General features: G+C 38.9%; 23 protein-coding genes. 2 read left to right on the forward strand and 21 right to left on the reverse strand.

Annotated features, from left to right (window positions below; all coding sequences use genetic code 11):
* Window positions 1-94 precede the first annotated feature (94 nt).
* Window positions 95-2,776, reverse strand: coding sequence for a helicase-related protein (locus ACTQ1L_RS07835; protein WP_441366408.1), 2,682 nt, complete (start codon window positions 2,774-2,776; stop codon window positions 95-97).
* A 24-nt stretch (window positions 2,777-2,800) separates the two neighbouring features.
* Window positions 2,801-2,983 carry a DNA-binding protein gene (locus tag ACTQ1L_RS07840; protein WP_178681642.1) on the reverse strand — a complete coding sequence of 61 codons (183 nt, stop codon included), beginning with the start codon at window positions 2,981-2,983 and terminating at the stop codon, window positions 2,801-2,803.
* 169 nt (window positions 2,984-3,152) lie between these two features.
* Here ACTQ1L_RS07840 and ACTQ1L_RS07845 point away from each other — a divergent pair, with 169 nt between their 5' ends.
* On the forward strand, window positions 3,153-3,893 hold the full coding sequence (locus tag ACTQ1L_RS07845; RefSeq protein WP_441366410.1) for a tRNA lysidine(34) synthetase: 741 nt from the start codon (window positions 3,153-3,155) through the stop codon (window positions 3,891-3,893).
* A 60-nt stretch (window positions 3,894-3,953) separates the two neighbouring features.
* On the opposite strand, the gene spoIVA is transcribed toward ACTQ1L_RS07845, so the two are convergent.
* Together spoIVA and malQ are read right to left on the reverse strand one after the other, a co-directional pair.
* On the reverse strand, window positions 3,954-5,441 hold the full coding sequence (spoIVA, locus tag ACTQ1L_RS07850; RefSeq protein ID WP_331675595.1) for a stage IV sporulation protein A: 1,488 nt from the start codon (window positions 5,439-5,441) through the stop codon (window positions 3,954-3,956).
* 109 nt (window positions 5,442-5,550) lie between these two features.
* Window positions 5,551-7,119: a 4-alpha-glucanotransferase gene (gene malQ, locus ACTQ1L_RS07855; protein WP_441366412.1), complete on the reverse strand. Its 1,569-nt coding sequence runs from the start codon at window positions 7,117-7,119 to the stop codon at window positions 5,551-5,553.
* A 261-nt stretch (window positions 7,120-7,380) separates the two neighbouring features.
* On the opposite strand from malQ, the gene ACTQ1L_RS07860 reads away from it, so the two are divergent.
* Entirely contained in the window at window positions 7,381-8,652 is a 1,272-nt protein-coding gene (locus ACTQ1L_RS07860; RefSeq protein WP_441366414.1) for a chloride channel protein, read from the forward strand.
* 26 nt (window positions 8,653-8,678) lie between these two features.
* Here the strand turns inward: ACTQ1L_RS07860 and pulA are convergent, their stop codons facing one another.
* The 17 genes from pulA to ACTQ1L_RS07945 all read right to left on the reverse strand — a co-directional run bounded on the left by pulA (window position 8,679) and on the right by ACTQ1L_RS07945 (window position 25,699).
* Complete coding sequence (gene pulA, locus ACTQ1L_RS07865; protein WP_441366416.1) at window positions 8,679-10,532, reverse strand: type I pullulanase; 1,854 nt, start codon at window positions 10,530-10,532, stop codon at window positions 8,679-8,681.
* Window positions 10,533-10,633: 101 nt separating this feature from the next.
* Window positions 10,634-11,413 (reverse strand): SDR family NAD(P)-dependent oxidoreductase, encoded by a 780-nt coding sequence (locus tag ACTQ1L_RS07870; RefSeq protein WP_441366418.1) that lies wholly within the window; start codon window positions 11,411-11,413, stop codon window positions 10,634-10,636.
* Window positions 11,414-11,508: 95 nt separating this feature from the next.
* Window positions 11,509-12,075 carry a TetR/AcrR family transcriptional regulator gene (locus ACTQ1L_RS07875; protein WP_441366419.1) on the reverse strand — a complete coding sequence of 189 codons (567 nt, stop codon included), beginning with the start codon at window positions 12,073-12,075 and terminating at the stop codon, window positions 11,509-11,511.
* 189 nt (window positions 12,076-12,264) lie between these two features.
* Window positions 12,265-12,717, reverse strand: a complete 453-nt coding sequence (locus ACTQ1L_RS07880) for a hypothetical protein (protein ID WP_441366420.1) — start codon at window positions 12,715-12,717, stop codon at window positions 12,265-12,267.
* 62 nt (window positions 12,718-12,779) lie between these two features.
* Entirely contained in the window at window positions 12,780-13,538 is a 759-nt protein-coding gene (gene srtB, locus ACTQ1L_RS07885) for a class B sortase (protein ID WP_441366422.1), read from the reverse strand.
* A 46-nt stretch (window positions 13,539-13,584) separates the two neighbouring features.
* Entirely contained in the window at window positions 13,585-14,055 is a 471-nt protein-coding gene (locus ACTQ1L_RS07890) for a signal peptidase I (protein ID WP_321110202.1), read from the reverse strand.
* 2 nt (window positions 14,056-14,057) lie between these two features.
* The gene (locus ACTQ1L_RS07895; RefSeq protein ID WP_441366424.1) at window positions 14,058-15,299 is read right to left on the reverse strand and encodes a BTAD domain-containing putative transcriptional regulator; all 1,242 of its coding nucleotides are present in this window, start codon (window positions 15,297-15,299) and stop codon (window positions 14,058-14,060) included.
* Between the two features lie 24 nt (window positions 15,300-15,323).
* Window positions 15,324-15,827 carry a transcription elongation factor GreA gene (gene greA, locus ACTQ1L_RS07900; RefSeq protein WP_441366425.1) on the reverse strand — a complete coding sequence of 168 codons (504 nt, stop codon included), beginning with the start codon at window positions 15,825-15,827 and terminating at the stop codon, window positions 15,324-15,326.
* Window positions 15,828-15,904: 77 nt separating this feature from the next.
* A complete protein-coding gene (locus ACTQ1L_RS07905) occupies window positions 15,905-16,774 on the reverse strand; it encodes an undecaprenyl-diphosphate phosphatase (RefSeq protein ID WP_441366426.1) in 870 nt (289 codons plus the stop codon).
* Window positions 16,775-17,005: 231 nt separating this feature from the next.
* Complete coding sequence (locus tag ACTQ1L_RS07910; protein WP_321110198.1) at window positions 17,006-17,887, reverse strand: FKBP-type peptidyl-prolyl cis-trans isomerase; 882 nt, start codon at window positions 17,885-17,887, stop codon at window positions 17,006-17,008.
* A gap of 99 nt (window positions 17,888-17,986) precedes the next feature.
* Window positions 17,987-20,629 carry a pyruvate, phosphate dikinase gene (gene ppdK / locus ACTQ1L_RS07915; protein WP_321110197.1) on the reverse strand — a complete coding sequence of 881 codons (2,643 nt, stop codon included), beginning with the start codon at window positions 20,627-20,629 and terminating at the stop codon, window positions 17,987-17,989.
* Between the two features lie 130 nt (window positions 20,630-20,759).
* Window positions 20,760-21,878 (reverse strand): MucBP domain-containing protein, encoded by a 1,119-nt coding sequence (locus tag ACTQ1L_RS07920; protein ID WP_441366428.1) that lies wholly within the window; start codon window positions 21,876-21,878, stop codon window positions 20,760-20,762.
* Window positions 21,862-22,602, reverse strand: a complete 741-nt coding sequence (locus tag ACTQ1L_RS07925; protein WP_441366430.1) for a hypothetical protein — start codon at window positions 22,600-22,602, stop codon at window positions 21,862-21,864. The genes ACTQ1L_RS07920 and ACTQ1L_RS07925 overlap by 17 nt, the downstream gene beginning before the upstream one ends.
* 12 nt (window positions 22,603-22,614) lie before the next feature.
* On the reverse strand, window positions 22,615-23,364 hold the full coding sequence (locus ACTQ1L_RS07930; RefSeq protein ID WP_321110194.1) for a hypothetical protein: 750 nt from the start codon (window positions 23,362-23,364) through the stop codon (window positions 22,615-22,617).
* Window positions 23,364-23,906 carry a hypothetical protein gene (locus tag ACTQ1L_RS07935; protein ID WP_441366432.1) on the reverse strand — a complete coding sequence of 181 codons (543 nt, stop codon included), beginning with the start codon at window positions 23,904-23,906 and terminating at the stop codon, window positions 23,364-23,366. Before ACTQ1L_RS07935 ends, ACTQ1L_RS07930 begins: the two co-directional genes overlap by 1 nt.
* Window positions 23,906-24,859 (reverse strand): DUF5979 domain-containing protein, encoded by a 954-nt coding sequence (locus tag ACTQ1L_RS07940; protein WP_441366434.1) that lies wholly within the window; start codon window positions 24,857-24,859, stop codon window positions 23,906-23,908. The genes ACTQ1L_RS07935 and ACTQ1L_RS07940 overlap by 1 nt, the downstream gene beginning before the upstream one ends.
* A gap of 18 nt (window positions 24,860-24,877) precedes the next feature.
* Window positions 24,878-25,699, reverse strand: a complete 822-nt coding sequence (locus ACTQ1L_RS07945; RefSeq protein WP_321110191.1) for a class C sortase — start codon at window positions 25,697-25,699, stop codon at window positions 24,878-24,880.
* Between the last annotated feature and the right edge of the window lie 67 nt (window positions 25,700-25,766).

The raw sequence follows: 25,766 nt of genomic DNA on the forward strand, positions 1-25,766 counted from the left end.
CTTGTATTCTTTAGATTTTACCAACTTTGCCGGTCAGTAATAATCTAAATTTACTTGAGGTATTTTCTTTGGTCAACTCCCTTTACAATTTAAATTATACAGGAAGCTCCTGTAACCTCTTGAGCTGCTGTTTTCGATATTCTAAATCTCCCTTTTCCTCCGGACTGAGAACATTGTCATCTCCCGTAGCTGTCATATCCACGATTTTCATTCGTGTTTCTACTCTGGCTTTAAGATTAATATATTCATCCAATGTAATATTGGGCCAGAAGTTTACCAGCTGGATACATTCATTCTTACTTCCGATTCGGTCTATTCGTCCAAATCTCTGGATAATACGAACCGGATTCCAATGTATATCATAATTAATCAGATAATCACAGTCCTGTAAATTCTGACCTTCCGATATACAATCCGTTGCTATCAATATATCTATTTCTGCTTTTTCGTTCGGTAATAAGAGACTTTTTCCCTTAGACATTGGAGAGAAACATGTTAATACTGTATTTAAGTCTGTTTTTAATCCTTTGATCGTAGTCTTTCCATCTACTGAACCTGTAATAATAGCAGTGTCTAATCCATATTTTTTCTTCACATACACACTTACTGTGTCATACAGATAATTCGCTGTATCTGCAAAAGCAGTAAATATAATAATTTTCTTATTACCTGTATTGATAGGATGTTCCTGCTTTTCATCTATCACATCAAATAAGGTCTGCAATTTGCTATCATGAGCAGGTGTTATATCTGCAATCATCGCAAGGAGCAAATCCAGTATTTCCTTATCTCTTTCCAGCTCGCGTCTCCATGACTTATAATCCATATCTGCAATATCTATTCTTACTTTCTTTCCAATTGCAAACACATCATCATTCTGATCATCCCCATCTAAATCCATATTGGTAATGTCATTTAAATTCAATGTGGATTTATTATAGCCATGTTCAAAATCTGCAATGCTCTTTATGGTATCAGTAATAAGATCATTGATACGTTTTAATGTCAGCCTGAAGGAATATACTGAACTTTCCATTCGCTTCATAAGGTTTATTGACATCAATCTTCTGATTCCCTGCTCTCGACCAGACTGTGTAAGACCTCCCTTTACATGGTTTGAATCATACACATCTTTATACTTTGCTAATTTACTTGGCAGGATATAATCAGTTGGTGTATATATGCATAATCTAAGCAGATTCAGCTCTTCAAATATCTCATTATAATTGATTGCCTTGCTTAAATCTGTCAAGCCCGGTCTTTTTGATATAGGTGTATTTCTCTTTGGAAATGTTCCTATATCGGATGTATCATAATATTTCTGAATATGCTTTCTTGAACGTGCAATCGTTACACTATCAAGCAGTTCAAAGAAGTCGAAATCAAGCATTCTTAAAAGTTTGCTTGTAGTTCTATCCTCCGGTTCCCACTTACTCCATGTATTAAAGGCAGTCTGTGCCTGCTTGAAAATATCATCAATACTCTTATGTGTATTCAACTTTTCATCCAGTAGCTGACTTTCACCCTCATAAGCAAGAGCAATCTGATTCTTCAAATCTACAAATCGATTATTTACCGGTGTGGCAGACAACATAAGCACCTTTGTCTTAACACCCTTTCGTATAACCTTATTAAGAAGCTTCAGATATCTGTTTTCTTTCTCATTCTCACCGGATATTTTCCCACCATTACGGAAATTATGCGATTCATCAATGACCACCAGATCATAATTTCCCCAGTTTACCATATCCAGATCCATACCATTGGAATTTCCTGACTCTCTGCTTAAATCTGTATGAAACAGTACATCGTAGCGCATACGATCAGCTGCAATCGGATTGTTGATGTAATTATACTTATATGTATTCCAGTTATTTGCCAGCTTCTTAGGACACAACACAAGCACAGATTTATTCCTATTCTCGTAATACTTTATTACAGACAATGCGGTAAATGTTTTACCTAGACCTACCGAATCAGCTAAAATACAGCCATTATACTTCTCCAGCTTATTGATAATAGCTAACGCTGCATCTCTCTGAAAATTATAGAGCATCCCCCATATTTTGCTTTCTTTAAAGCCTGTTGCCTCGTTTGGCAGTACATCATCTGATACATCTTCAAGAAATTCATTGAAAATATTGTATAATGTTACAAAATACAGATAATCCGGAGAATTTTCATTATAAACAGTTGTGATATTCTCTATCACTTCATCTGTCACTTCCTGCAGTTTTGATGAATCATTCCATATCTGTTCAAATAGCTGCAAGTATGCTGTACTCATTGGTGCTTCTGATTTCTGAACCATATAATAAGCATTATTTCCACGTTCACAGCCTAAATCTACTGTTGTAAATCCGCTTAATGGCATATAATTCTTATCATCTACATTAATAAATCCCATCATATTTTCATTTGTCACATTTGATTTGAATACTGCCTTTTTACGAATCCACTCCGAACATTCTTTTGCAATTGCCTTCTGTGTCATCTCATTACGAAGCTTAACTTCAAACTCTGAACCAAACAGATTTCTCTCACGTTCCTGTCTTGGTATATAAAACTCCCTCTTTTCACGCTTTGCTTTTTCCTTAATGAATGTTGGTGATGTGAAAATAAAACGCAATTCATCCACATTTTTAAGTTCTTTCTTTAACTCGGCAAATGCATAAATAGAAAAGCAGGCTGCAGCAATAGATACTTTACTGTCCTTATGTATTTCAGTTGTCAAATCTTCTTTTAGTGTCTTATTGACATTATCTATTATTTCCAATTTCATTTGCCTCCTTCGTTTGTTCTATGCATTATGCTTATTTTTCTTGTACCTTGCATCTGCTGGCTTCTGTGCAGTATCAGGAATCAACCACATTTTTCCTTTTTTAATCGCACCGTCAATTCTTCCCTCTGTACATAAAACTCCTATTCTTCTAGTAGAAATATTCCATACCTTTGAAAGTTCTGTTGCTGTTAAATACTCCATAATCGAAACCTCCATAATAAGAATATTATATTCTACTATCGGAATAATAGCAATCTTATTTCTTGCTTCTTTCTTATGATGGCTCTAGCTTATCACATTACGAGTCCCAAAGTCTGCCCTCGCAACTCGAAACTTTGTTTTTTTACAGATTTGTAGTATAATACCTACCATGAAATTACAAAAATTATACAGCAAGGTCCGTCAGGCCCTTGACGACTACAATATGATAACTGAAAATGACAAAATCGCTATCGGTGTCTCAGGCGGAAAGGATTCTCTCACACTACTCTATGCTCTTTCCGGCATCAGAAGCTTTTATCCTGTACCCTTTGAGCTTGTAGCGATTGCGGTTGATCTGGGATATGAGGATTTTGATTTGGAGCCGGTGAAGGCGCTGTGTGATGAGCTCTCGGTGGAGTTTTATGTGGTGAAAACTGATATTGGACGAATATCTCTTGAAAAATCTAAGAATCAGGCTAGTCCCTGCTCATGGTGCGCAAAGCTTAGAAAGGGAGCTTTGAATGATTTTGCGCTGTCTGTCGGCTGCAACAAAATCGCATATGCACACCATATGGATGATATTATAGAGACTATGTTTCTTTCCCTGCTATATGAGGGACAGTTTTATTCGTTCGCGCCTGTTACACAGCTGGACGGCAGTGGGCTTACCATCATCCGTCCGCTTATGTATGTCGGCGAGTCAGATGTGAAGGGCTTTAAGAATAAATATAATCTGCCGGTGTGCAAGAATCCATGCCCTTACGATGGCCACACGCGGCGCGAATATGTAAAACAGCTTGTCAGACATCTCAATCTGGAAAATCCGGGTGTCAAAAAGAGGCTGTTCTCTGCTATTCAAAACGGTAATATTGATGATTGGGTGAAATGCACCGGAAAGTCTGAGTTGTAAATTATTAAAAACATCTGCCAACAGGCAGATGTTTCAGACTATAGACATTAAAAGGCTGTATTAGATTATTATACAAATCATTCCACCATTTGAGTCATTAACGATTTTCTGCATTGTCTCCTGCAGCTTCATCTGACATTCATCATCCATCTGGAGGATTTTATTGCGTATTCCGTCCTCCATCAGGTCTCCGATTGATTTTCCGAATATGTTTGTGCCCCATACTCCTTCGCCACTCTTTTCTCCATCCTTTATGTAGTTTATAAGGTCTTCTGCCTGCTCCCGGCTTCCGACTATCGGTGCAATTTCTGTCTCAATATTAGCCCTGATCATATGAATTGATGGGGAAATTGCCTTCATTTTCACTCCATATTTACTGCCGTGTGCTATGAGCACAGGGTCCTCCATTGTGATATCAGAAAGCTCCGGCATTACCACACCGTAGCCTTTTTGCTGGACACTGGTGAAGGCATCTTTAATTTTTTCATATGCATTCCGCTCGCGTGTCAGCTCAATAATCATGGAAATCAGCTCCTTTTCGTCCTTTATCTCTACATTGCAAAGAGCTGAAATGTTTTCATAATAGTATTTTTCATCAATCTCCAGCTTTAGCTTTACGGTTCCGTCGTCAAGCCTGAGCTTCACCAGTGTAACATTTTTGAGAATGTCATCCTCCGGCTTTGGCATTATGTTGTTCATATCTGCAACGTCTTTAATTTTGGTTATGCGAAGCAGAAAATTCTTTGCATATGTAATAACAGATTGCTTAACACTGTTGTCGGATGGCAGCATTTGAACCCATTTTGGAATCTCATAGTCCACTCTTGTCACGGCAAATTCATACAGGAGCTTTTCCATAATTGCGGATATCTGTTCATTTTGAAGCTGTTCACAGTTTATTGCGAGAACCGATGTATTATATTCCCTGCTTAGTTTTGCCTGAAGAATTTTTGTTTCTTTGCTATATGGCTTTGTTGTATTTATTATAATGACAAAAGGCTTTCCTGATGCTGTAAGGTATGAAACAGTATCTCTTTCGGCATTTTCATAGCTTTCTCTTTTTATATCACCTATACTGCCGTCCGTTGTCACAAGTACTGCCACCGTCGAATGCTCCTCGATTACTTTTTTGGTTCCTACAACGGCAGCCTCCTCAAAAGGTATATCCTCGTCAAACCATGGTGTTTTTACCATCCTGTCGTTTTCGCCCTCGTAATAGCCAACCGCGTCACCAACTGTAAAGCCTACGCAGTCCACCAGACGCACCTTTACCTTTGAACCGTCGTCAAGAGCTATCGTAACTGCATCCTGAGGTATAAACTTAGGTTCGGTTGTCATAATTGTTTTTCCCTGTCCTGATTGCGGCAGTTCATCAACCGCACGTTTTTTTGAGTATTCATTGTCCATGTTTGGAATGACACAAAGCTCCATAAAGTGCTTTATGAACGTGGATTTTCCTGTTCTGACCGGTCCGACCACACCTATGTATATTTCACCGTTTGTACGGCACTTTATATCTTTATATAAATCAAAATCCATGCTGCCCATAAATTGACCCCTTTCTGTACTATGCTATAGTATATTGTTTTGTCAGGGGATTTATGCAAAAAAAGAACGCCGGTTGGCGTTCTTTTTAATTAATTGTTATTAATTGTTTTTATTTAGCGCTTGTTTTTTTAGCGCACGTCTTTTTTGAAGCTGTCTTCTTGTCTTCTGTTTCAGCATCGATTTCCTCAGCTTTCGGCTCCTCACGCAGACGAGCATACATTTCCATACATCTGTGAAGCTTCTTTGCCAGCTTATTGTCTATCTGCTCAGGTGTTGCTCTCCACTGCCAGTTTCCACCTGTAGTAGAAGGAATATTGATACGAGCCTTTGAATCAAGTCCCAGAAGATCCTGCATAGGGACAATTGCCATATCCGCTACTGATGACCATGCTGCACGCATCATACCCCAATTGTAGCCCTCCTCCTTTGTGAGATTCAGATAATCCTTTGCAAATTTGACACTCTCCTTTGGAGCTGTCTTCATCCAACCCATAACTGTGTCATTATCATGGGTTCCGGTATATACAACACAGTGAGTCGGATAATTGTGAGGCAGATAATCGCTGTCCTCGCGTGAGTCAAAAGCAAATTGGATAACCTTCATTCCCGGGAAGCCTGAATCCTTCAGAAGCTTCTTAACTGAAGGTGTGAGGAAACCAAGATCCTCTACAATGATAGGAAGCTTTCCGAGCTTCTTCTCAAGCTCATTGAAAAGATCCATGCCAGGACCCTCTTTCCAGACACCATTCTTTGCAGTGTCATCCTTTGCAGGGATAGCATAAAATGAATCAAAGCCTCTGAAATGATCAATTCGTACAATATCATAGAGCTTTGCCATGGCACTGATACGCTTTGTCCACCAGCTATATTTATCCTTTTTCATGACATCCCATCTGAAAAGAGGATTGCCCCAGAGCTGTCCGTCAGCAGAGAAAGCATCCGGAGGACATCCAGCAACCTCGATTGGATTGAGCTCCTCGTCAAGATAGAACTGTGTTGGATTTGCCCATACATCGGCTGAATCCATTGCAACATAGATAGGAACATCTCCTATAATTCTGATTCCCTTGTCATTTGCATATGCCTTGAGTGCTGTCCACTGCTTGAAAAACAGATACTGAAGCATCTTGTAGAAATTGATATCGTCATTATATTTTTCCCTTGCAGCCTCGATAGCCTCAGGTTTTCTGAACTTGAGGTCTTCGTCCCACTCAGACCATGCTACTCCACCGTTAGCATCCTTCAATGCCATAAAAAGTGTATACTCATCAAGCCATTCAGCTTCATTTTTGCAGAAATCATCATAATCAGCTGGAACATTCTTTTTAAAACGATCGTATGCCTTTTTGAGCAAATCGTATCTGTTCACGTACATGATACCGTAATCGATATACTGTGGTTTTTTACCCCACTTGTAAGACTCACACTCTATTTTGGTAAGAAGCTTGTCTTTGCAAAGTAACTCTAAATCGATAAAATACGGGTTTCCTGCAAAGCTTGAAAATGACTGATATGGTGAATCACCATAGCTGGTTGGACAGATTGGAAGTATCTGCCAGTATGTCTGACCGCCTTTCTCAAGAAAATCGACAAATCTCCTTGCTTCTTTACCCATTGTTCCTATACCGTATGGCGATGGAAGTGATGATATAGGCATTAATATACCACTTGTTCTCATGATAATAATCCTCCCTTTGTTAGATATGTAACTATGTGGACTTTGATTAGTTACATTATTAAATTATAATTATATATTTATATATTTATTTATATTAATCATATGCAATCACATATGATATTTACAAATTCACAGGTTAATGTATAAAGAACATCAACCACATCTTTTATTATCATACCATCATAAATAACAGCTTGTAAATTTATTTACATAATGTTACTATCATTTTAACAAAAGAAAAATGTTAAAAGAGGTGTAATAATGAATCAAATAACCAAGGAATTAATAAAGCACAAGGCTGAACATAATTTCAACCGTTTAATTGTATCAATCAAATGGGTTATTTTCTCTATTGTTGTTGGCATAGTTGCCGGTTTATGCGGTACAGCCTTTTATTTTTGTTTATCTGTTGCGACAGATTTCAGAATGAAATATCCATGGCTTTTATATTTTCTGCCGTTAGGCGGTGTGGCTATCGTTTTCCTTTACCATATTTTTAAGGATGATAACGATACCGGAACAAACCTTGTAATATCAGCTATTCACTCAGATGATAAGCTTCCGTTTCAAATGGCACCACTCATATTTATATCTACACTCATCACTCATCTGTTTGGCGGCTCCGCCGGTCGAGAAGGTGCAGCTCTTCAAATGGGAGGCAGCATCGGAAACTCAATTGGCCATGTATTCCGTTTTGATGAAAAGGACAAGCACGTAATGATTATGTGTGGTATGTCTGCCGCATTCAGTGCACTTTTCGGTACGCCTATGGCTGCCGCTATATTCTCAATGGAAATGATTAGTGTAGGTGTAATGTATTATATTGCTCTTGTTCCATGTGTCATCAGCTCACTGATTGCACACGGAATAGCAGTATATTTTAATGCAACAAACAAATTTTTCATAATTGATGACATACCGGATTTTACGATTTTCAATTCGATAAAAATATCAATACTCGCTATTTTCTGTGCCTTGGTGAGTATACTTTTATGTGTTGCCCTGCATTCATCAGAGTGGGCATACAAAAAGTATTTTAAAAACAGATATATACGAGCCTTTGTCGGCGGCTGTCTTGTCATTGTGGCAACACTTTTGGTGGGCAACCAGACATATAACGGAACCGGAATCAATATTATTCAAAGTTCTATTGACGGCTCTGTCAGACCTGAGGCTTTTATACTGAAAATTATATTTACAGCACTGACACTCGGTGCCGGCTACAAGGGCGGTGAAATTGTTCCATCGTTCTTTGTAGGAGCAACCTTTGGCTGCCTGTTCGGAAACATAATAGGTTTTTCACCATCTCTTTGTGCAGCAGTGGGAATGACTTCACTCTTCTGCGGTGTCACAAACTGCCCAATCACCTCGCTGCTTATCAGCTTCGAGCTGTTTGGCTACGATGGAATGCCTTACTTTTTACTGGCAATTCCTTTCAGCTACATGCTTTCAGGATACTTTGGTCTCTATCGCAGCCAGAGAATTGTATATTCAAAATACAAGACAAATTATATCAACAAGTCAACTCACTGATTAATTTAACAACTGTTAAATATCAGTTATTTACTTACCGCAATCAGGCATGATACCTCAGGTATTGATGCCTGATTTTTTATTGTATAAAGAACTGTGCTGCCAGCATGTTTGTCATCTGCAAGCACGTTCCAGCCATTTCCCGACGCATTATCAGGTAATTTAATGCTGATTTTATTTTTACATGAATTGTATGCTACAAACATATTTTCGTCAGGAGTCTCAATGGTATATGCCACCACTCCCTCCGGCACATCATCTATAAAATGTACCGATTTATGAATCTGCTCAATTGTATCAAGCCTGAAAGCCTTGTGATGCTTTCTGAGTGATATAAGACCCTTATAATAATCTCTCAAATCACTGTATTTTTCAGCTCTGTCATAAGATATGACATTTATTGAAAGAGGACTGCAATAGCTGTTTTCAACAGGTGCTTCCCCCTCTTTAGCTGTCTTGGTTCTGGCAAACTCTTCTCCGTTTAAGAAAAACGGTATTCCCTGTGCAGTAAATAATATTCCTGCAGCCAGCCTGTTCATGCGAAGCCTCTGCTCTGTGGTTTCATTCGAATTTGATACAATAAATCTGTCCCACAGAGTGTAATTATCATGACACGACAGATAGTTGATTACCTGATTCGGTGTATTTGCCCATGCAGGACATATTATAGCTTTTTTGAGCTCTTCTTCTTTTCCCTTACCACCATTTACAAAGCCAAGCTCATCCATATAAAACACATGACCCTTGACAACGTCCCTTATATCATCGGAAAACATTCCGATTCCGGGCAGCTTTTTATCGTTTAATTTTAAAGCACGGGACGACTCCGGTATCGCTCCCGGTCCGCCTGTCCAGCCCTCACCATACATAATTATATCAGGATTTATTTTCAACAATGCTTCCCTTGCCAAATTCATTGTCTCAATATCAATGACTCCCATCAGATCAAATCTGAATCCGTCGATATGATACTCACTTGCCCAATAGCAAAGCGAATCTATGATATATTTTCTGACCATAGTTTTTTCTGTGGCTATCTCATTACCACATGCGGATGCATCAGAATACTTTGTCTCATCCTCAGGATCCATGCGATAAAAGTAATTGCCCGAGGTCTTATAGAAACAACTGTCAAACACGTTGTAGGTGTGATTGTAAACCACATCCATAATCACGCCAATTCCGGCCTCATGGATTGCCTGAACCATCTCTTTATACTCTTTTATTCTGACAGCTCCATTAAACGGATCCGTGGAATAAGAGCCCTCAGGAATATTATAGTTATAAGGGTCATATCCCCAGTTGTACTGTTCAAGGTCAGGTCTGCTTTCATCTATACTTCCAAAATCATATGACGGCAGAATCTGCAGATGTGTGACTCCAAGCTCCTTGAAATAACCAAGTATCTGTGGCTCTGTAAAGGCTTTATATTTACCGGGATATTTTGAATGTGCCGACGCATCTGACGACACATCAGCTATAGACACCTCTGTGATAACCATGTTCATCGGATCATCACATTTTGGAATCTTCTCTTCTGTAAACCCTTCGGGATTGGTGGTTGACAAATCAACAACCATAGACCTATGACCGTTTACTCCGCATGCCTTCGCGTATGGGTCATGAGATTCAAAAACTCCGTCTGCGGTTTTAACTTCATATGTATAGTATTTTCCATTCAAATCACCATCAATTACAACAGTAAAAATGTCAGGATGACAGGTGTTTGAATTATCATTGTCAGATTTAGACATTGGCACCTTTTTAATTGCGTCTCCCTCTATGCCGTTGTCATACAATATTACTGATATTTCTTCAGCAATAGGTGAAAAAACACTAAATACAGTTTTTTCTTTTGAATATATTGCTCCAAGCTCCATATTTGCACATTCCTTTTCGATTATTTTCGTGAATATTATATTTCAAATTTTCAAAACTGTAAATATGTTAATTTCACCAATTTTTAAATTTATTTTAGTCATTATGCCCGAGAAAGAAATTTTTTCTTCTGCTGATGTGAAACCAATGAAATATATAAGCTTTGAGGAATGAGCCTTCCGCAGGCTGTTACAACTTTCATCTGCAGTGTCGGAATTATTACCGTCTTTTTCTTCTTCATCATGTCTATGGCATAGTTTGCACAGTATTCAGCCGAAATTCCCTTAAGAGCAAATTTGACATTGGCAACATCATTAAACTCTGTATCCACCGGTCCCGGACACAGACACCCCACATAGACACCGCTATTATACTGTCGAAGCTCTTTTGCCACTGCACGTGAAAGACTAGCCACATATGCTTTTGTTGCATAATACGTAGCCATGTAAGGACCGGCTGGAATCAGTCCTGCAGAGCTTGCAACATTAAGGATATAGCCACTGTCCTTTTGTCTCATCTGAATAAGCGTCTTTTTGGTCAGGAAATGCATGGCACGGACATTTAAATCAATCATATCCAGCTCTTTTGCAATATCTGTATCCTCAAATTTTCCGCAATCACCAAAACCGGCATTATTGATAAACACTTCTACATCCATTTTTTCAATGTAATCCGTAAGTCTCTGACATTCATCGAGATTCAACAGGTCGGCTGTAAAAATCACACAATTAATATTTTTATACCTGGCTGTTATTTTTTTCTCAAGCTGCTTTAACCTGTCTTCTCTTCTGGCAACAAGAATCAGATCATATCCATCTCTTGCCAGCCGTTTTGCAAACTGCGCACCGATTCCGGAGCTTGCACCTGTTATTACTGCATACATACTCATTCCTCCTTGATTTTTATGGTTCAATGTAATTCTCATTCATTTTAACCTCAGTTATCCGGTACATCATTCTAAAATAACTGTACCTTTACTTATTTATTTGCGATACCGTTAATCATAATATCCACTACAGAATCAAGCGCTTCATTGTAAGAAATATTGTTTTTTACGAGAACGTCCCTTTTGAAAAATTGCTCAAGCGTAACCTCAAACATAGTTTTAAATATCTGAAGGTTAACAGGTCTCACAACACCCTCGTTTATCCCCTGCTTCAAAAGAGCTATAGTGTTTTCCCAACCGCTTTCAAGTCTATTTTCAACCCTTTCATATATCAAAGGGTAATCTTTTTTCAAAACATACAGTTTATCAAAATCTATTGATCTGTAACTGTCATGCAGAGAACTGAGTACTGCAGTGATTTTATCAAGCGTTGACAACTTATCATCAATAAGCACCTTGTTTTTTTCGTTATCGATTTTATCAAAGCAGTAATCGACCATGCACAGGAACATTGTCTCTTTTTTATCAAAAACCTTGTATATTGTTTTTTTGCTGATAGAAAGCTCCTTTGCAATATCATCCATCGTAAATCTGAGTCCTTTAAGTTTAAATACATTGATGGTTGCCTCAAGAATTTCTTCTTTTTTTTCTGATATCATATAATTTGTCCTTTCAAAAAAGCGGAAACTAATTTCGTGCATATAGTTTCTATAGGTATATATTACCATAAATATAAAATATTTCAAGAAACTATATACACAAATTGAGTTTCCGCTTTTTGTACAAATTACCACTCACACCTCTGTGTGACCGGCAGCCTGTCAATTCTTATATAGATTATATGTTTGTTATTCCTCGATAGTCAGTTTTCTTGGGCTTATATCAAGTAATACACTTGTCTTATCCTTCTTATACATATCAAGCAGTAATACCCAGAGTGTATGAATCTCATATGTCAATACATTGGAAGCCTTGACTGAATACGGTAACAATATATCAATGTCAAAATACCGGATTCCGAGAGGTGGTAAAAACACAAGGTTTGTGGTCTGTCTTTTGGTTCCTGTGCTGTGAATCATCTCGTAGGTAATCATCACAAAATCCTTATCCTTGTATTGGCATTCATATGATACAAAGCACTCATCTACCGTCCATTCCACACCTTCCTCTGTGACCTTAGGTTTTTGTGATTCATCATTGTATTCGGTAGTCTGCGCTGTTACCTTCCATTTCAAAGCTCCCTTTTGTGTATCCTTAATCATTTCAGTGAGATCTCTCAGCAATTCATCTTCTTTTTTCATTTTGTATGCTCCATTTGTTAATTATACTTTTAATTTTGCGTTTTGTATAAGACTTGCGCTCTTTAATGTTCATCTACACGTACTCCATGAACAACAAACCGGTATGTTTCTCCACTTGTAGAACATGTAGACAGCGTAACTATCTTATCATCCTTAGTCGGTTTGATACCTGTATCTTTTTGTGATGAATTGGTCATCCTGTCCACAAATTTGCCAAATGTCTCGTCCGGCTCAAAACCAACCGTATATTCTTCACTTGAGTCATCTACGGTCTCATATGAAAAAATCTGATAACGGTATTTCTTTCCGTCTACAAGAATCTGAAAATACTGATGCTCATCATAGTAGCTTTCATCTCTGTTGTAGTATTTGAGTTTTCCAAACATTGACAGATTTTTCATATTGTGACCATAAATTATGGTGTGACAATCATTAAAATCTGTATTATTATTGCCCTCCAAAAAGATGGAGCCGGCAGTGGCATGCTGCCTGTCAAAGGTTTTTCTCAGGTAATAATCATCATCTCCCGAGTACATCACCGGATAGCTGATATCTTCATTTTCAAAATATATCCAGCCTACCACATCCGGATTTTGCTGCTTTAAGCTTGCAAAATCAACTGAAATATCATCATACCACTGTTTTTCCTGTGTATTGTTTTCTGTGTTCTTCCTTTCTGCAATATACTCATGCTCAAGCTTATCATATAAATCATCGGAGCTTTTATAATCTGAAAATATTTTATACAAATTGATTCCTGAGTAGACAACAAGTACCAGACCAACTATCAGTAAAATCCATCTTACAACTTTTTTAACCATATGTTTACCTCTCGTTTATATATAAAGGTTGTCCACAAAAATTAATTTATGATTTACTTTTTATATCACAGATTAGCATAAGAGCTGTAACTATGATAATAATCATAATATAAATCACCTTGCCCCCGGTCGAGTTAAGAAGTCCTGCCAGATAGCCAACCATAGGAATATCAAATACCGGTTTTCCAAGAATATCAGATTTCTTCACGCTTTGAGGGTCTGTAACCTGCACTGCATCTCCCTTTGTGGTATATGTGTGATCTGTTTTGTTGATTTCTGCCACACGGTGGGTAACCAGCTCACCATTTCTGTAGAAGGTAATCGCATCACCAACCTCAATATCAGCTGTGTCCTCTTTTACGTATAAGAGACTGCCTATCTTGTATGTCGGCTCCATGCTGCCGCTGACAACAACCATTGGCTGTATTCCAAATAGCTTAGGTACAAACAATATTCCGATTATTAAAATTAGAATTAACAAAATTATCGATGTAATTATACTAAATACTTTTCTCACAATTATACACCTCTGTTATTGTCAACTATGCTCTTGTCGTTAACCATGCTGTTCTCAGCCGAAACCGGTTCGATGTCGTATTTGATATTAATTTCCTCTGATACACTAAATATCTTTTTGAACTTTCTGACTATTCTGTCAGCCACCAGAGGCGCAACGTCATAATCACACTTGGACAACAGCACAATATACTGCGTATCACTGTATTTCGCCGCCACGTCACCAACTCTGAGACACATTTTCAGCACGTGCTCGAGAGATTTCATTGCATTTGGTATACGAAGTTTAAATACGTTATGATTTTGCTGCTTTTCAGAGAAAAATGTAAAGAGGACAAGGTTCTGAGGAACAGGTGTTCTCTCGCTTTTGCGAACCTCCAGATGATATATCTCCTTAAATACAGGATATCCGCAGAAAAACACACCATTCATGTTTTCCTCGTTCATATCCTCCTTAACCTGGTCTATATCATAGCTGTCCTTTCCCTTTGTGACAGCAAGCAACTCATCATATACTTTATTCAGCATCGTGGTTTTTCTGACGCCAAGCTCTTTATCCATTATGGTTTTTGCTTTCTCGTATGATTCGAACGCAAGCTGGACCTTCTTCATGCGCATGCGTGCCTCTATCAGATAGCAGTAAATCTGCTCATCTCCATACTCAAAGGTTAGTGCCTTGTTACATAATTTTTCCAGCTCATTATAGCGTTCCTCCTCAGCATAGATATTTGCCAGTGACTTGACTATTGTGATGAACTGTGAATGATAATATGTATTAAGTGTTGCAATCCAGTGTATATCTGTCCATTGCAACAAGAAATCTCCGTTATATAAATCGACAGCCTGTTCATATTGCTTTATAGTCTGCTCTGTATGTGTACATTTATCGACACTTGCTGATTTCAGATATTTTTCAAAATCCTCCACATCCATTTTAACTGCCACATCAGTATTCCATTTATATGACCCTCTGCCGCTTAAAATGTATTCCCTGTCACCAAAAGCGTCCTTCAGGCCTTTTCTAAGTCTGTATACAAGATTTTTTAATGCTCCACCGGGATTATCTGTCGGATCATCATTCTGCCACAAATGTTCTGTAAGCTCATCCACCCCAATAGAACGCTCCCTGTTCATGACAAGATATACAAAAAGCTGGCCAACCTTCGCAGATCTCCACAGTTTTTCATCCATCACGGTATTTTTTTCAGAGGCCTGAAAACGTCCAAACGTAGTCAGTATTATCATAATAAATTCCCCTCCATTTTTTAATTAAAACTTTCTAAGATCATCACTGCCATCATCGACAGTATTTTCTATTTTCATAATTTTCACAAAATAAGAATAGCTATCATTCACCTTTACTTCACAGCGGTCTCCTACCTTGTGCCCAAAAATTGCGGCTCCAAGAGGAGACTCCTTACTTATAAGATTTTTTAATGAATTTCCCCTCACTGTAGTGACAATCTTATATGTCTCTGTCTCATCATCATCCTCGAAATAAACATCTACAGTATTAAACATGCCAACTTCGTCATCATTAGATTCATCTGAGATTACAACAGCAGTCTTTATCATTTTCTCAAGATACCTTATACGGCTTTCATTTTGATTTTTGAACTGTTTTGCAGCCTTATATTCAAAATTCTCACTCAAATCGCCCTGAGCTCTTGCAACCTTTACATCATCCAGAGCTTTTTTTCTGACAACAAGCTTGCGATACTCTATCTCTTCTTCCATTTTTTTAATATCATTTGCTGTCAATTCATCATGCATATCTTTATCACCCTTTCAAATTTGCACGAGATATCTTAATTTATACGTTATTTGCGGCTATTCAAAACCTTTATTTACTATAAAAGTCCGGCAACTCCGCATAGAAGAACTACCACTCCCAGAACTATTCGATACCAGCCAAATACTATAAAATTGTGTTTTTTTATGTATCCCATCAAAAATTTAATAACAAACATTGAAACAACAAATGCTACAATCATTCCGATTATGAGTATTGCTGCCTCCTCTCCTGTAAAATGGAAACCAAATTTGACCAGCTTAAGAAGACTTGCACCAAACATAACAGGTATTGCAAGGAAAAACGTATACTCTGCAGCAATAGTTCTTGAAACTCCTATAAGCAGTGCGCCGACAATTGTTGCGCCTGAACGTGAGGTTCCGGGGAACACTGCAGCTATAAGCTGAAACAATCCAATCAAAAGTGCTGTTGTATAGCTTATGTCAACGAGAGAATTGATTCTTGCAGACCTTCCGCTGTGTTTTGTTTCAACAACAATAAATGCAATACCAAAAATAATAAGCATGATAGCTACTGTCTGAAAATTATAAAATAACTCTTCAAATAAATCATCAAATAATATTCCGACAATTGCAGCAGGCACTGTGGATACTAATATATGAAACCATAATACAAAAATGTCTGTCTTAATCCATGAGCCGACACCTGTTTTAGCCAAAGGTGCTTTGTTGTTTTTCTTTCCGAATGGCCATATCTGGCTCCAGAACAATACTACAACAGCCATGATAGCTCCAAGCTGGATTACTACCTCAAACATGCTGTAAAAATCATCCGGATTCTTACCGATTCTAAGAGGTAATACTTCATTCAGCAGTATCATATGTCCTGTACTGCTGATAGGAAGCCACTCTGTGATTCCTTCCACAATTCCAAATATAATAGACTTAATAATGTCAAAAATTTCCATAATAATTCCTTCCTTTATTTTATTTAACCTATATATTATATTATTTTTTGCCAAACAAGTCTACGCAATTTACGAAAATTTTGAATTAAATATTTTCATAACACCAAAAAACGTGTAAAATATTTCAAATCAAAAAAAGAATCAGGCTCACATGATTACAAACTGACATATGACAACGTGGCAATTCCGGAAGTGCATATCAGAAAGAGGGAGAAATAACAGGCCTATATTCTATAAAACTTCCACAAGTTCGATTCTGAAATTCAGTTCTTTACCTGCCATTTCGTGATTAGCGTCAAATGTAATATCTGTATCAGTTAATGCAGCAACCCTTGCCGGGAATGACTGTCCATACATATTCTGAAGATATATCTTATCATCAACCTTAAGCTCCTCTGCCCCAGGGAGCTCACTTATAGGCAGTGTTATGAAAGCGTTTGGATCAGATTCGCCATATGCCTCCTGAGGCATAAGATGGACATCAATAACATCTCCTACATTCATTGTGGCAACAGCCTTGTCAAAGCCCTGAATCATCATTCCGGCTCCACATGTGAATTCAAGCGGTTCCCCTCTGTCGTAGGAAGAATCAAACTGTGTTCCATCATCAAATGTTCCTTTATAATGAACCTTTACTTTCTTTCCTACATTTGGTCCTTCAAATGATGGTGTAAATGTGCCACAGCCTCCACCACAACCGCCACAGCCACTTCCACAGTTTAATTCGTCTTCATGCTCATGACTTCCACAATGTCCACAGCCATGACCTTCTTCGTGCTCGTGATGGTGGTCACAGTTTACTCCGGCTGACTTTAAATCTCCGTTAAGATATGCTTCAACAGCCGCATCTGCCTCTCCATCGGCTCCTGAATATACTTCAATTCCGGCTTCTGAAAGTGCCGCAACCGCACCATTACCGATTCCACCACATATAAGTACATTGATGCCGTTATCATTAAGAAGAGCTGCCAATGCGCTGTGACCGGCTCCATCAGTTCCGATTACCTTAGCACTGACAATATTCTTTCCTTCTGTCTCATATATTTTAAAATTCTCAGAATGACCGAAATGCTGAAAAATCTGACCATTCTCATATGTTACTGCTATTTTCATTAATAATCCTCCTGTTTTTCAAAAATAAAATACAAGGGAAAGTATTATATACTTTCCCTTGCAAAATTTATATATAGACTTTTAAATTAAAATCTTTGTCTATTTTGCCTGCTCAGCGATAGCAGCCTGTGCTGCAGCAAGACGAGCGATTGGTACACGGAATGGTGAACATGAAACATAGTCAAGTCCAATCTTGTGGCAGAACTCAACTGATGAAGGATCTCCACCGTGCTCTCCACAGATACCAACGTGAAGGTTAGGATTAACAGGTTTTCCAAGCTTAATAGCTGTCTCCATTAATTTACCAACACCTGTCTGGTCAAGCTTAGCAAATGGATCGTTCTCGAAAATCTTGTTGTCATAGTAAGCGTTAAGGAACTTACCTGCATCATCACGAGAGAATCCGAATGTCATCTGTGTAAGGTCGTTTGTACCGAAGCAGAAGAAATCAGCCTCTGTAGCGATCTCATCAGCTGTAAGAGCAGCTCTTGGGATCTCAATCATTGTACCTACATGGTACTTGATGTCAGCGTTTGCAGCAGCGATCTCAGCATCAGCTGTCTCAACTACAATCTTCTTAACGAACTTAAGCTCTTTGATCTCACATACTAATGGGATCATGATCTCAGGCTCGATATCCCAGTCTGGATGAGCTTTCTTTACATTGATAGCTGCACGGATAACAGCCTTTGTCTGCATCTTAGCAATCTCAGGATATGTAACTGCAAGACGGCATCCTCTGTGACCCATCATTGGGTTGAACTCATGGAGTGACTCACAGATAGCCTTGATTTCCTCTACTGACTTATTCTTAGCCTTTGCAAGCTTCTCGATGTCAGCCTCCTCTGTAGGAACGAACTCATGAAGAGGTGGATCAAGGAAACGAATTGTTACTGGGCATCCCTCAAGAGCCTCGTATAATTTCTCGAAATCTCCCTGCTGATATGGAAGAATCTTGTTAAGAGCTGTCTCTCTCTCCTCTACTGTATCAGAGCAGATCATCTCACGGAATGCAGCAATTCTCTCTGGATCGAAGAACATATGCTCTGTACGGCAAAGTCCGATTCCCTCTGCACCAAGCTCACGAGCTTTCTTAGCATCTGCAGGAGTATCTGCATTTGTACGAACCTTAAGTCTTCTGAACTCATCAGCCCATGCCATAACACGTCCGAACTCACCAGCGATTGAAGCATCAACTGTTGGGATGATTCCAGCGTAGATGTTTCCTGTTGTACCATCGATAGAAATCTCAGAACCCTCTGTGAATGTCTGTCCTGCAAGTGTGAACTTCTTGTTCTCCTCGTCCATATTGATATCACCACAACCAGATACACAGCATGTTCCCATACCACGTGCAACTACGGCTGCGTGAGATGTCATACCACCACGAACTGTAAGGATACCCTGAGCAGCCTTCATTCCTGTGATGTCCTCTGGAGATGTCTCAAGACGTACAAGTACGACTTTCTCTCCTCTTTCAGCCCATGCCTCAGCATCATCAGCTGTGAATACAACCTTACCACAAGCAGCTCCTGGAGATGCTCCAAGACCCTTTCCAATTGGAGTTGCAGCCTTAAGTGCAGCAGCATCGAACTGTGGATGTAATAATGTATCAAGGTTACGAGGGTCAATCATTGCAACAGCCTCAGCTGGTGTCTTATGTCCCTCATCTACTAAATCGCAAGCGATCTTAAGAGCAGCAGGAGCTGTTCTCTTACCATTACGGCACTGAAGCATATAGAGCTTCTTGTTCTCAACTGTGAACTCCATATCCTGCATATCATGGTAGTGATTCTCAAGAGTCTCACAAACCTTAAGGAACTCAGCGTATGCCTCCGGGAACTCCTGCTCCATCTGAGCGATTGGCATTGGAGTACGAACACCGGCAACAACGTCCTCACCCTGTGCATTGATAAGGAACTCACCCATAAGCTTGTTCTCACCAGTTGCAGGATCACGTGTGAATGCAACACCTGTACCTGACTCGTTATTTAAGTTACCGAATACCATAGGCATTACGTTAACAGCTGTTCCCCATGAATAAGGGATATCGTTATCTCTTCTATAAACATTTGCACGTGGGTTGTCCCATGAACGGAATACAGCCTCGATAGCAAGCTTTAACTGCTCTACAGGATCTGAAGGGAAATCTGTTCCTAACTGATTCTTGTACTCAGCCTTGAACTGCTCTGCTAACTCTTTGAGGTCAGCTGCTGTAAGGTCTACGTCAAATTTAACACCTCTGTCCTCTTTCATCTTGTCGATGAGCTGCTCAAAGTACTTCTTTCCTACTTCCATAACAACGTCTGAGAACATTTGAATGAAACGTCTGTATGAATCATATACGAAACGCTCGAATGCTGGATCTGGGTTACCAGCGATCATAGCTGCAACAACATCATCATTAAGACCAAGGTTAAGGATTGTATCCATCATACCTGGCATTGAAGCTCTGGCACCTGAACGAACAGATACGAGAAGAGGATTCTTAAGGTCACCGAATTTCTTTCCGTTAACCTCTTCCATCCATTTTACACCTTCCATAGTCTGAGCCATAATCTCATCATTGATCTTACGTCCATCCTCGTAGTACTGTGTACAAGCCTCTGTAGTGATTGTGAAACCCTGTGGTACAGGAAGTCCAATCTCTGTCATCTCAGCGAGGTTAGCACCCTTACCACCGAGAAGATTACGCATGGTCATGTTACCCTCTTTGAAGGTATATACCCACTTGTTTGCCATTTTGCAATTCCTCCTAAACTTTATTTCTGGTATGGTAAAAAAACCATCCATATACTTGATTAATGTGTGCCCTTATACAAGCGCACACATTAATAATACCATAATTTCAGCAAATATCAACTAATTTTTGTTATCTGTTTTCTTTATCTGAAGATTTATTTTGTACATTATTATTTTTTACTTTATTTGCCCTTAAATTCTTACCAATTATAAAGAACATAAGTGCAAGAATTGCAACTACACCAAGAGCTCCAACCGTGATCGGAACTACCATTCCACTCTCACTTATGAGCTTACCAAGCGGTACCTTATCAGGCTCAATCTGATGTGTATTATCACTGTTAGCTGCCTGAGGAGTCTGCTGATCTTCAATAGTTGTATTTGGCTGTGCCTCTGGGGCTGCCTCGCCATCCTGAGGATTATTCTGACCATCAGGAACTACAACATTGGCAGCACCGTTTGCTCCACCTGCGGCACCATTTGCTCCTGCTCCATTAGCTCCGCCTGCAGCTCCATTTGCTCCTGCTCCATCGGCTCCGCCTGCAGCCCCGTTTACACCTGCAGCATTGGCTCCACCTGTTCCACCTGCAGCTCCGTTTGCTCCTGCTCCATTGTCACCACCATTTCCATTATTGGCCATATTAGTGGCGGCACGATTATAAACAAAATTAAATATATTTTTTGACGCATCTGAAACCAGCTTACCTGATTGGTTGTAGCTGCTTGGGATATATCCATCAATATAAAGATATGCAATTACAGGTTCATCACCTACATTACCATAATATGTTTTACTCTCTGCAAGTTTATTTCCGTTTGCATCAACATAATTAACGGTATATTCTGCTAACTCTCCCGGTATACCGTAAGCAACCACATAATCCTGATCGCCCGATACAAGGAAAGCAGACTGTGCAACTGTATTATTATCACGACCGCTTAGTCTTATGCCCTTAACATAGTATTTACTGTTTTCATTTAAAGAAACATTTCCCTGGGCATCACAACTGATAACATCACCATATTCCAGTCCATTGACAACTACCTTATCACCTTTTGATTCGATTGAAACCGATGAACTGTTACCGGATGCTTTTCTAACCTGTATACCGCCATTTATGCTGCCCTGTCCACCTGCTGAAAACGAAACAGTGTAGGTATACGAAAATGCTTTGGCATTAGTCGACTGTGAAAAAATACTGACTACCATAATCAAAGCAACAGCGAAATATTTAAGCGACTTTTTCATTTTTCCCAGCCCCCTTCCTGTTACTCACAAATGAAGCTATAAATAGGGCAATACCTATAACAAAAACAACTATAGAAGCGGTAGACCATACGTCTCCTGTCTTTACTCTGGATGTCTTAGTTGTAAATGTTGGGTGAGTAGGAGCATTTGGTGTTGAATTATCTTCAACAGCAAAGTTCATCATGAGCTTCGCAAGTGTATCCTGATACACATTCCCCTGACTCTCACCATCCAGACCAACTAAAAGCTTAACACTTCCGCCCTCACCCGGCTCTAAGGTTTTAAGATAAAAAAAGTTGTCAAGTGAGTTTGTTGCCTCTTTAAGACCCTCACCGGCCGTTGTCGGTTTTTCACCACCAACACTGGTACTGCTATATATTGTGTCCTCTTTTCCATCAGGACCAACAAATGTAAGAATATATGAATATCCTCCATTAGCAGCTACAGACTGTGCATCCTCAAGACTGCTAAGCACATCATTTGACATGTACCATTTTGTTGAAATGTCGCTATCATTTTTGATATTTACAGAAAATGTAACCTCATCTCCGGGCTGCATTTCTGAAACAGAGACTGCCAGTTTATTTGAATCAAAAGAGCTGACCATCTCTTTGCCGGTAAAACTACATGAACCGGCGGCTGTTGAATTTTCATCTGCATATACAGTGCTTATCGAACCAAGGATAAACAATATGCATGCAAATAATGCAATTTTCTTTTTCATATTATCCTCCCTTTATTGTAAAGATAAAGCACCATTATCAGAAATACCAACATCTACACCCCATGCACTCTTTATTGCTGACTGTGCATTATGAGTCTGGACAGCATCAACCGAAGCTTCAAGCACGAACTGCGCACCATCGTATTCATATGTTGTGGTAATTGTAGTATAGCCATCATCATCAGTTGTTGAGGTACTTCCAACAATCGTTGCAATGTCACTGTTAATGCTGATTTTATCAGCAAAATCAGGTGAAGTCTGTCCTTTCTTCAAAATGTTTGAATAATAAAAGACATTTCTTTCTGTAGTTTTAGCACTTGTGTCCTCAATCCAGCCATCGTTTGTAAAATTAATCTCAATCTTTGACGGATCCAAATCACCACGTTTTTCTCCGGTTTCTTTGTCAACCCAATAATGTCTCACTGTTACTCTGACATATTCATCAATTGAACCACTGTTTTTTACAGCAAGCTCTTCATTATATTTTTTGTCAAGAATAAGTTTCTCATCACCGGCATCCTTTAGCATGCTTCCAAGTAAAGTACCTGTTGCCTCACTCCAGGCATCATCCTTATGTTTATAATCACGCCAGCTGACATCTTTTCCGTTCTCGGTAAGTGTTACACCGATAGACTTTATATCAATCTGTGCAAGATAATTGTCACTCATATACGTCAGAGTTGCTTTAGTAGATCCAATAGTTGATGCTGCAAGCATAATAACTGAGGAAGCTACAAGTATAAGTGGATATTTCTTCTTCATTACTTACCGCCCTCCTCATCATCATATTGAGCCTCGGCATCCCATTTCGCATCCGGAGCTACACAAGGATTTCCATTTTCATCATATGTAACAGGGGTACATTCCTGAACCACCACAACATTAAAATTGGTCTTTACTTTTTCACTAACCTTAATATAAGCGGTAATAGGCTCTGTCATTTCACCAACCGGTACAACTTTACTATAATACCAATATCCATCATCGGAAAGACTCCAATTATTACCGGATGCCGTGATTGTAAACTGACTTGCAGCTATTACTTTACATCTGACAAAACAATCAACTTTACCGGTATTCTCAATCTGAATAGTCTTTTTCCAATCCTTAAATTTTTCCTTAACACGTGTCGTTGGTCCAATATCAATTGATACTCCACCCTTAGCAGAAGCATAAGTTGTAAAATATGCAAGTGTCGGTTTAACAGAAATACATCCAACAATTATTACCGACGCAAGGACTACACTCGCCAGAACACGATGCTTTTTATTAATTTTTTTACAAGACTCAAATATTTTTTTCATTAATTCTGCACCCATTCCCATCCGGTTCCGTCGTATTCAAAATGATTTACGACACCCGTACTATAAATAAGTTTGTTGTTATAATCGTTTGTAAAATCTGCATTTACTGTATCGCCGGCAACAATTGTTGTCTCAATATTATCTGATGATGTAACCTTGTAGCTTCCGGCGGCATAAACCTCCTTAACTACAACTCTAGAGCCAGCCGGGATGTTGTCAATCACTACACTCTTAAATCCAACACCATCGAATCTAATGGAAGCAATATCCGAAAATACCACATTTCCATCCTTATCATATGCTTCTATATCAAAAGCAAAAATTGGTTCACCCAGCTCTGTATTATAGGTTTTTAAAACCTTGTTTATCTGCAGACTTCCTGTCAGTTCCTTCTGCTCCGGCTTGAGCTCTATAGTAATATTATCGTATATCCATGAATCAGAACCTGATCCGGTCATTGCAAACTCATTATTTGGCGCCGAAACAAGATATGGTACAAATGAATATCCATATTGTGCTGAATTGACAGGCTTGGTATATACCAGATACAATCCTGTCTTTACTCCGGACACAGACCCCTTTCCGTTTTTCACTTCAATAGTTTTGTCGGCAGATAAACCTTCCTTATCGACAATCTCCGATGCACTCTTAGCCATTTTTTCATAATCATCAGCCGTTGTCTTACTATCTATAGACTCAACCATGCCTGACAGTTCTTTATAATCATCTGTCACAGCATAGGTACCGTTTTTGTCTACCTCTGCCACCCTGTAAAGATCAACGGGAAAATCCACAGTATCCAAATCATTCCAGGTATCAGGAATATCAACTGTTATAGAACAATCTTTATCTGTTTCAATATGTGTCCTTGCAAATATACTGCCACAAGGCAATGAAACAAATACCATTGCTGCTATCATTATGCTGGCAATCCTCTTAATGTTATTGTGCATTTTTCCTCCTTCCTGATTCTATCTGAATCTATACAATATTGTCTTGTTAAGAATTTTACATATTATTATATACAAAACCAAAAACACAACACCAAGTATAATTGCCTCGTGTAATGGCTGTATTTGCTTTGCATCCTCTACAACAAGCCCCTGCGCATCATTAGCAATCCTGTGACCTCTGATAAGCAGCCTGTGTGAATTGACACCATACGGTGTACATGTGATAAGTGTACAATAATCCTGACCTTCTTCAATCTTTAAATCATTAAGCTCATCAGGAAGAACTATTCTAATCTGATCAACTTCATAGGTCATTGTTTCACCAAGTATATATAATTTGAATATATCTCCCTCTGCCATCTGATCAATATCAGTAAACAGCTTTGAGGAGGTGAGTCCACGATGACCTGAAATGGCACAATGTGTACTTGGTCCTCCCACCGGGAGAGATGATCCCTCAATGTGTCCTACTCCAATCTGGAGTATCGTATTGTCTGTACCATGATAAATAGGCAATGAAACCTTTATAGATGGAATCTCTACATATCCCATCACTCCGGTACCAGATACATCAAGAAGACTTTCATACTCTGCTTTATCCTGATCTGACATTTCATAACGATCCTGCTTACTTAAAAGCTTCTCATTATATGCCTGTGCCGCTTTTCGCATCTCATCAAGCTTTTGCTCATCCGTGTTGTCTACAGCATCAACGTAGCTGGCAATGGCTCTGGACTGATGAAATGAATTCCAATAATCACTTACTGTCGGATATAGCAGTAAGGACAACCCTGCGATAAACACTACGCCAAAAAGAATAGTAGATAAACGTCTTTTCATAGTGCTCTCCTTACTGTTACATAAACTCTAAATAAAATCTATTATAGCTGCCACAGATTTATAACCT

The organism is Agathobacter sp. LCP21S3_B2 (assembly GCF_052118705.1).
Taxonomy (GTDB): Bacteria; Bacillota; Clostridia; order Lachnospirales; family Lachnospiraceae; genus Roseburia.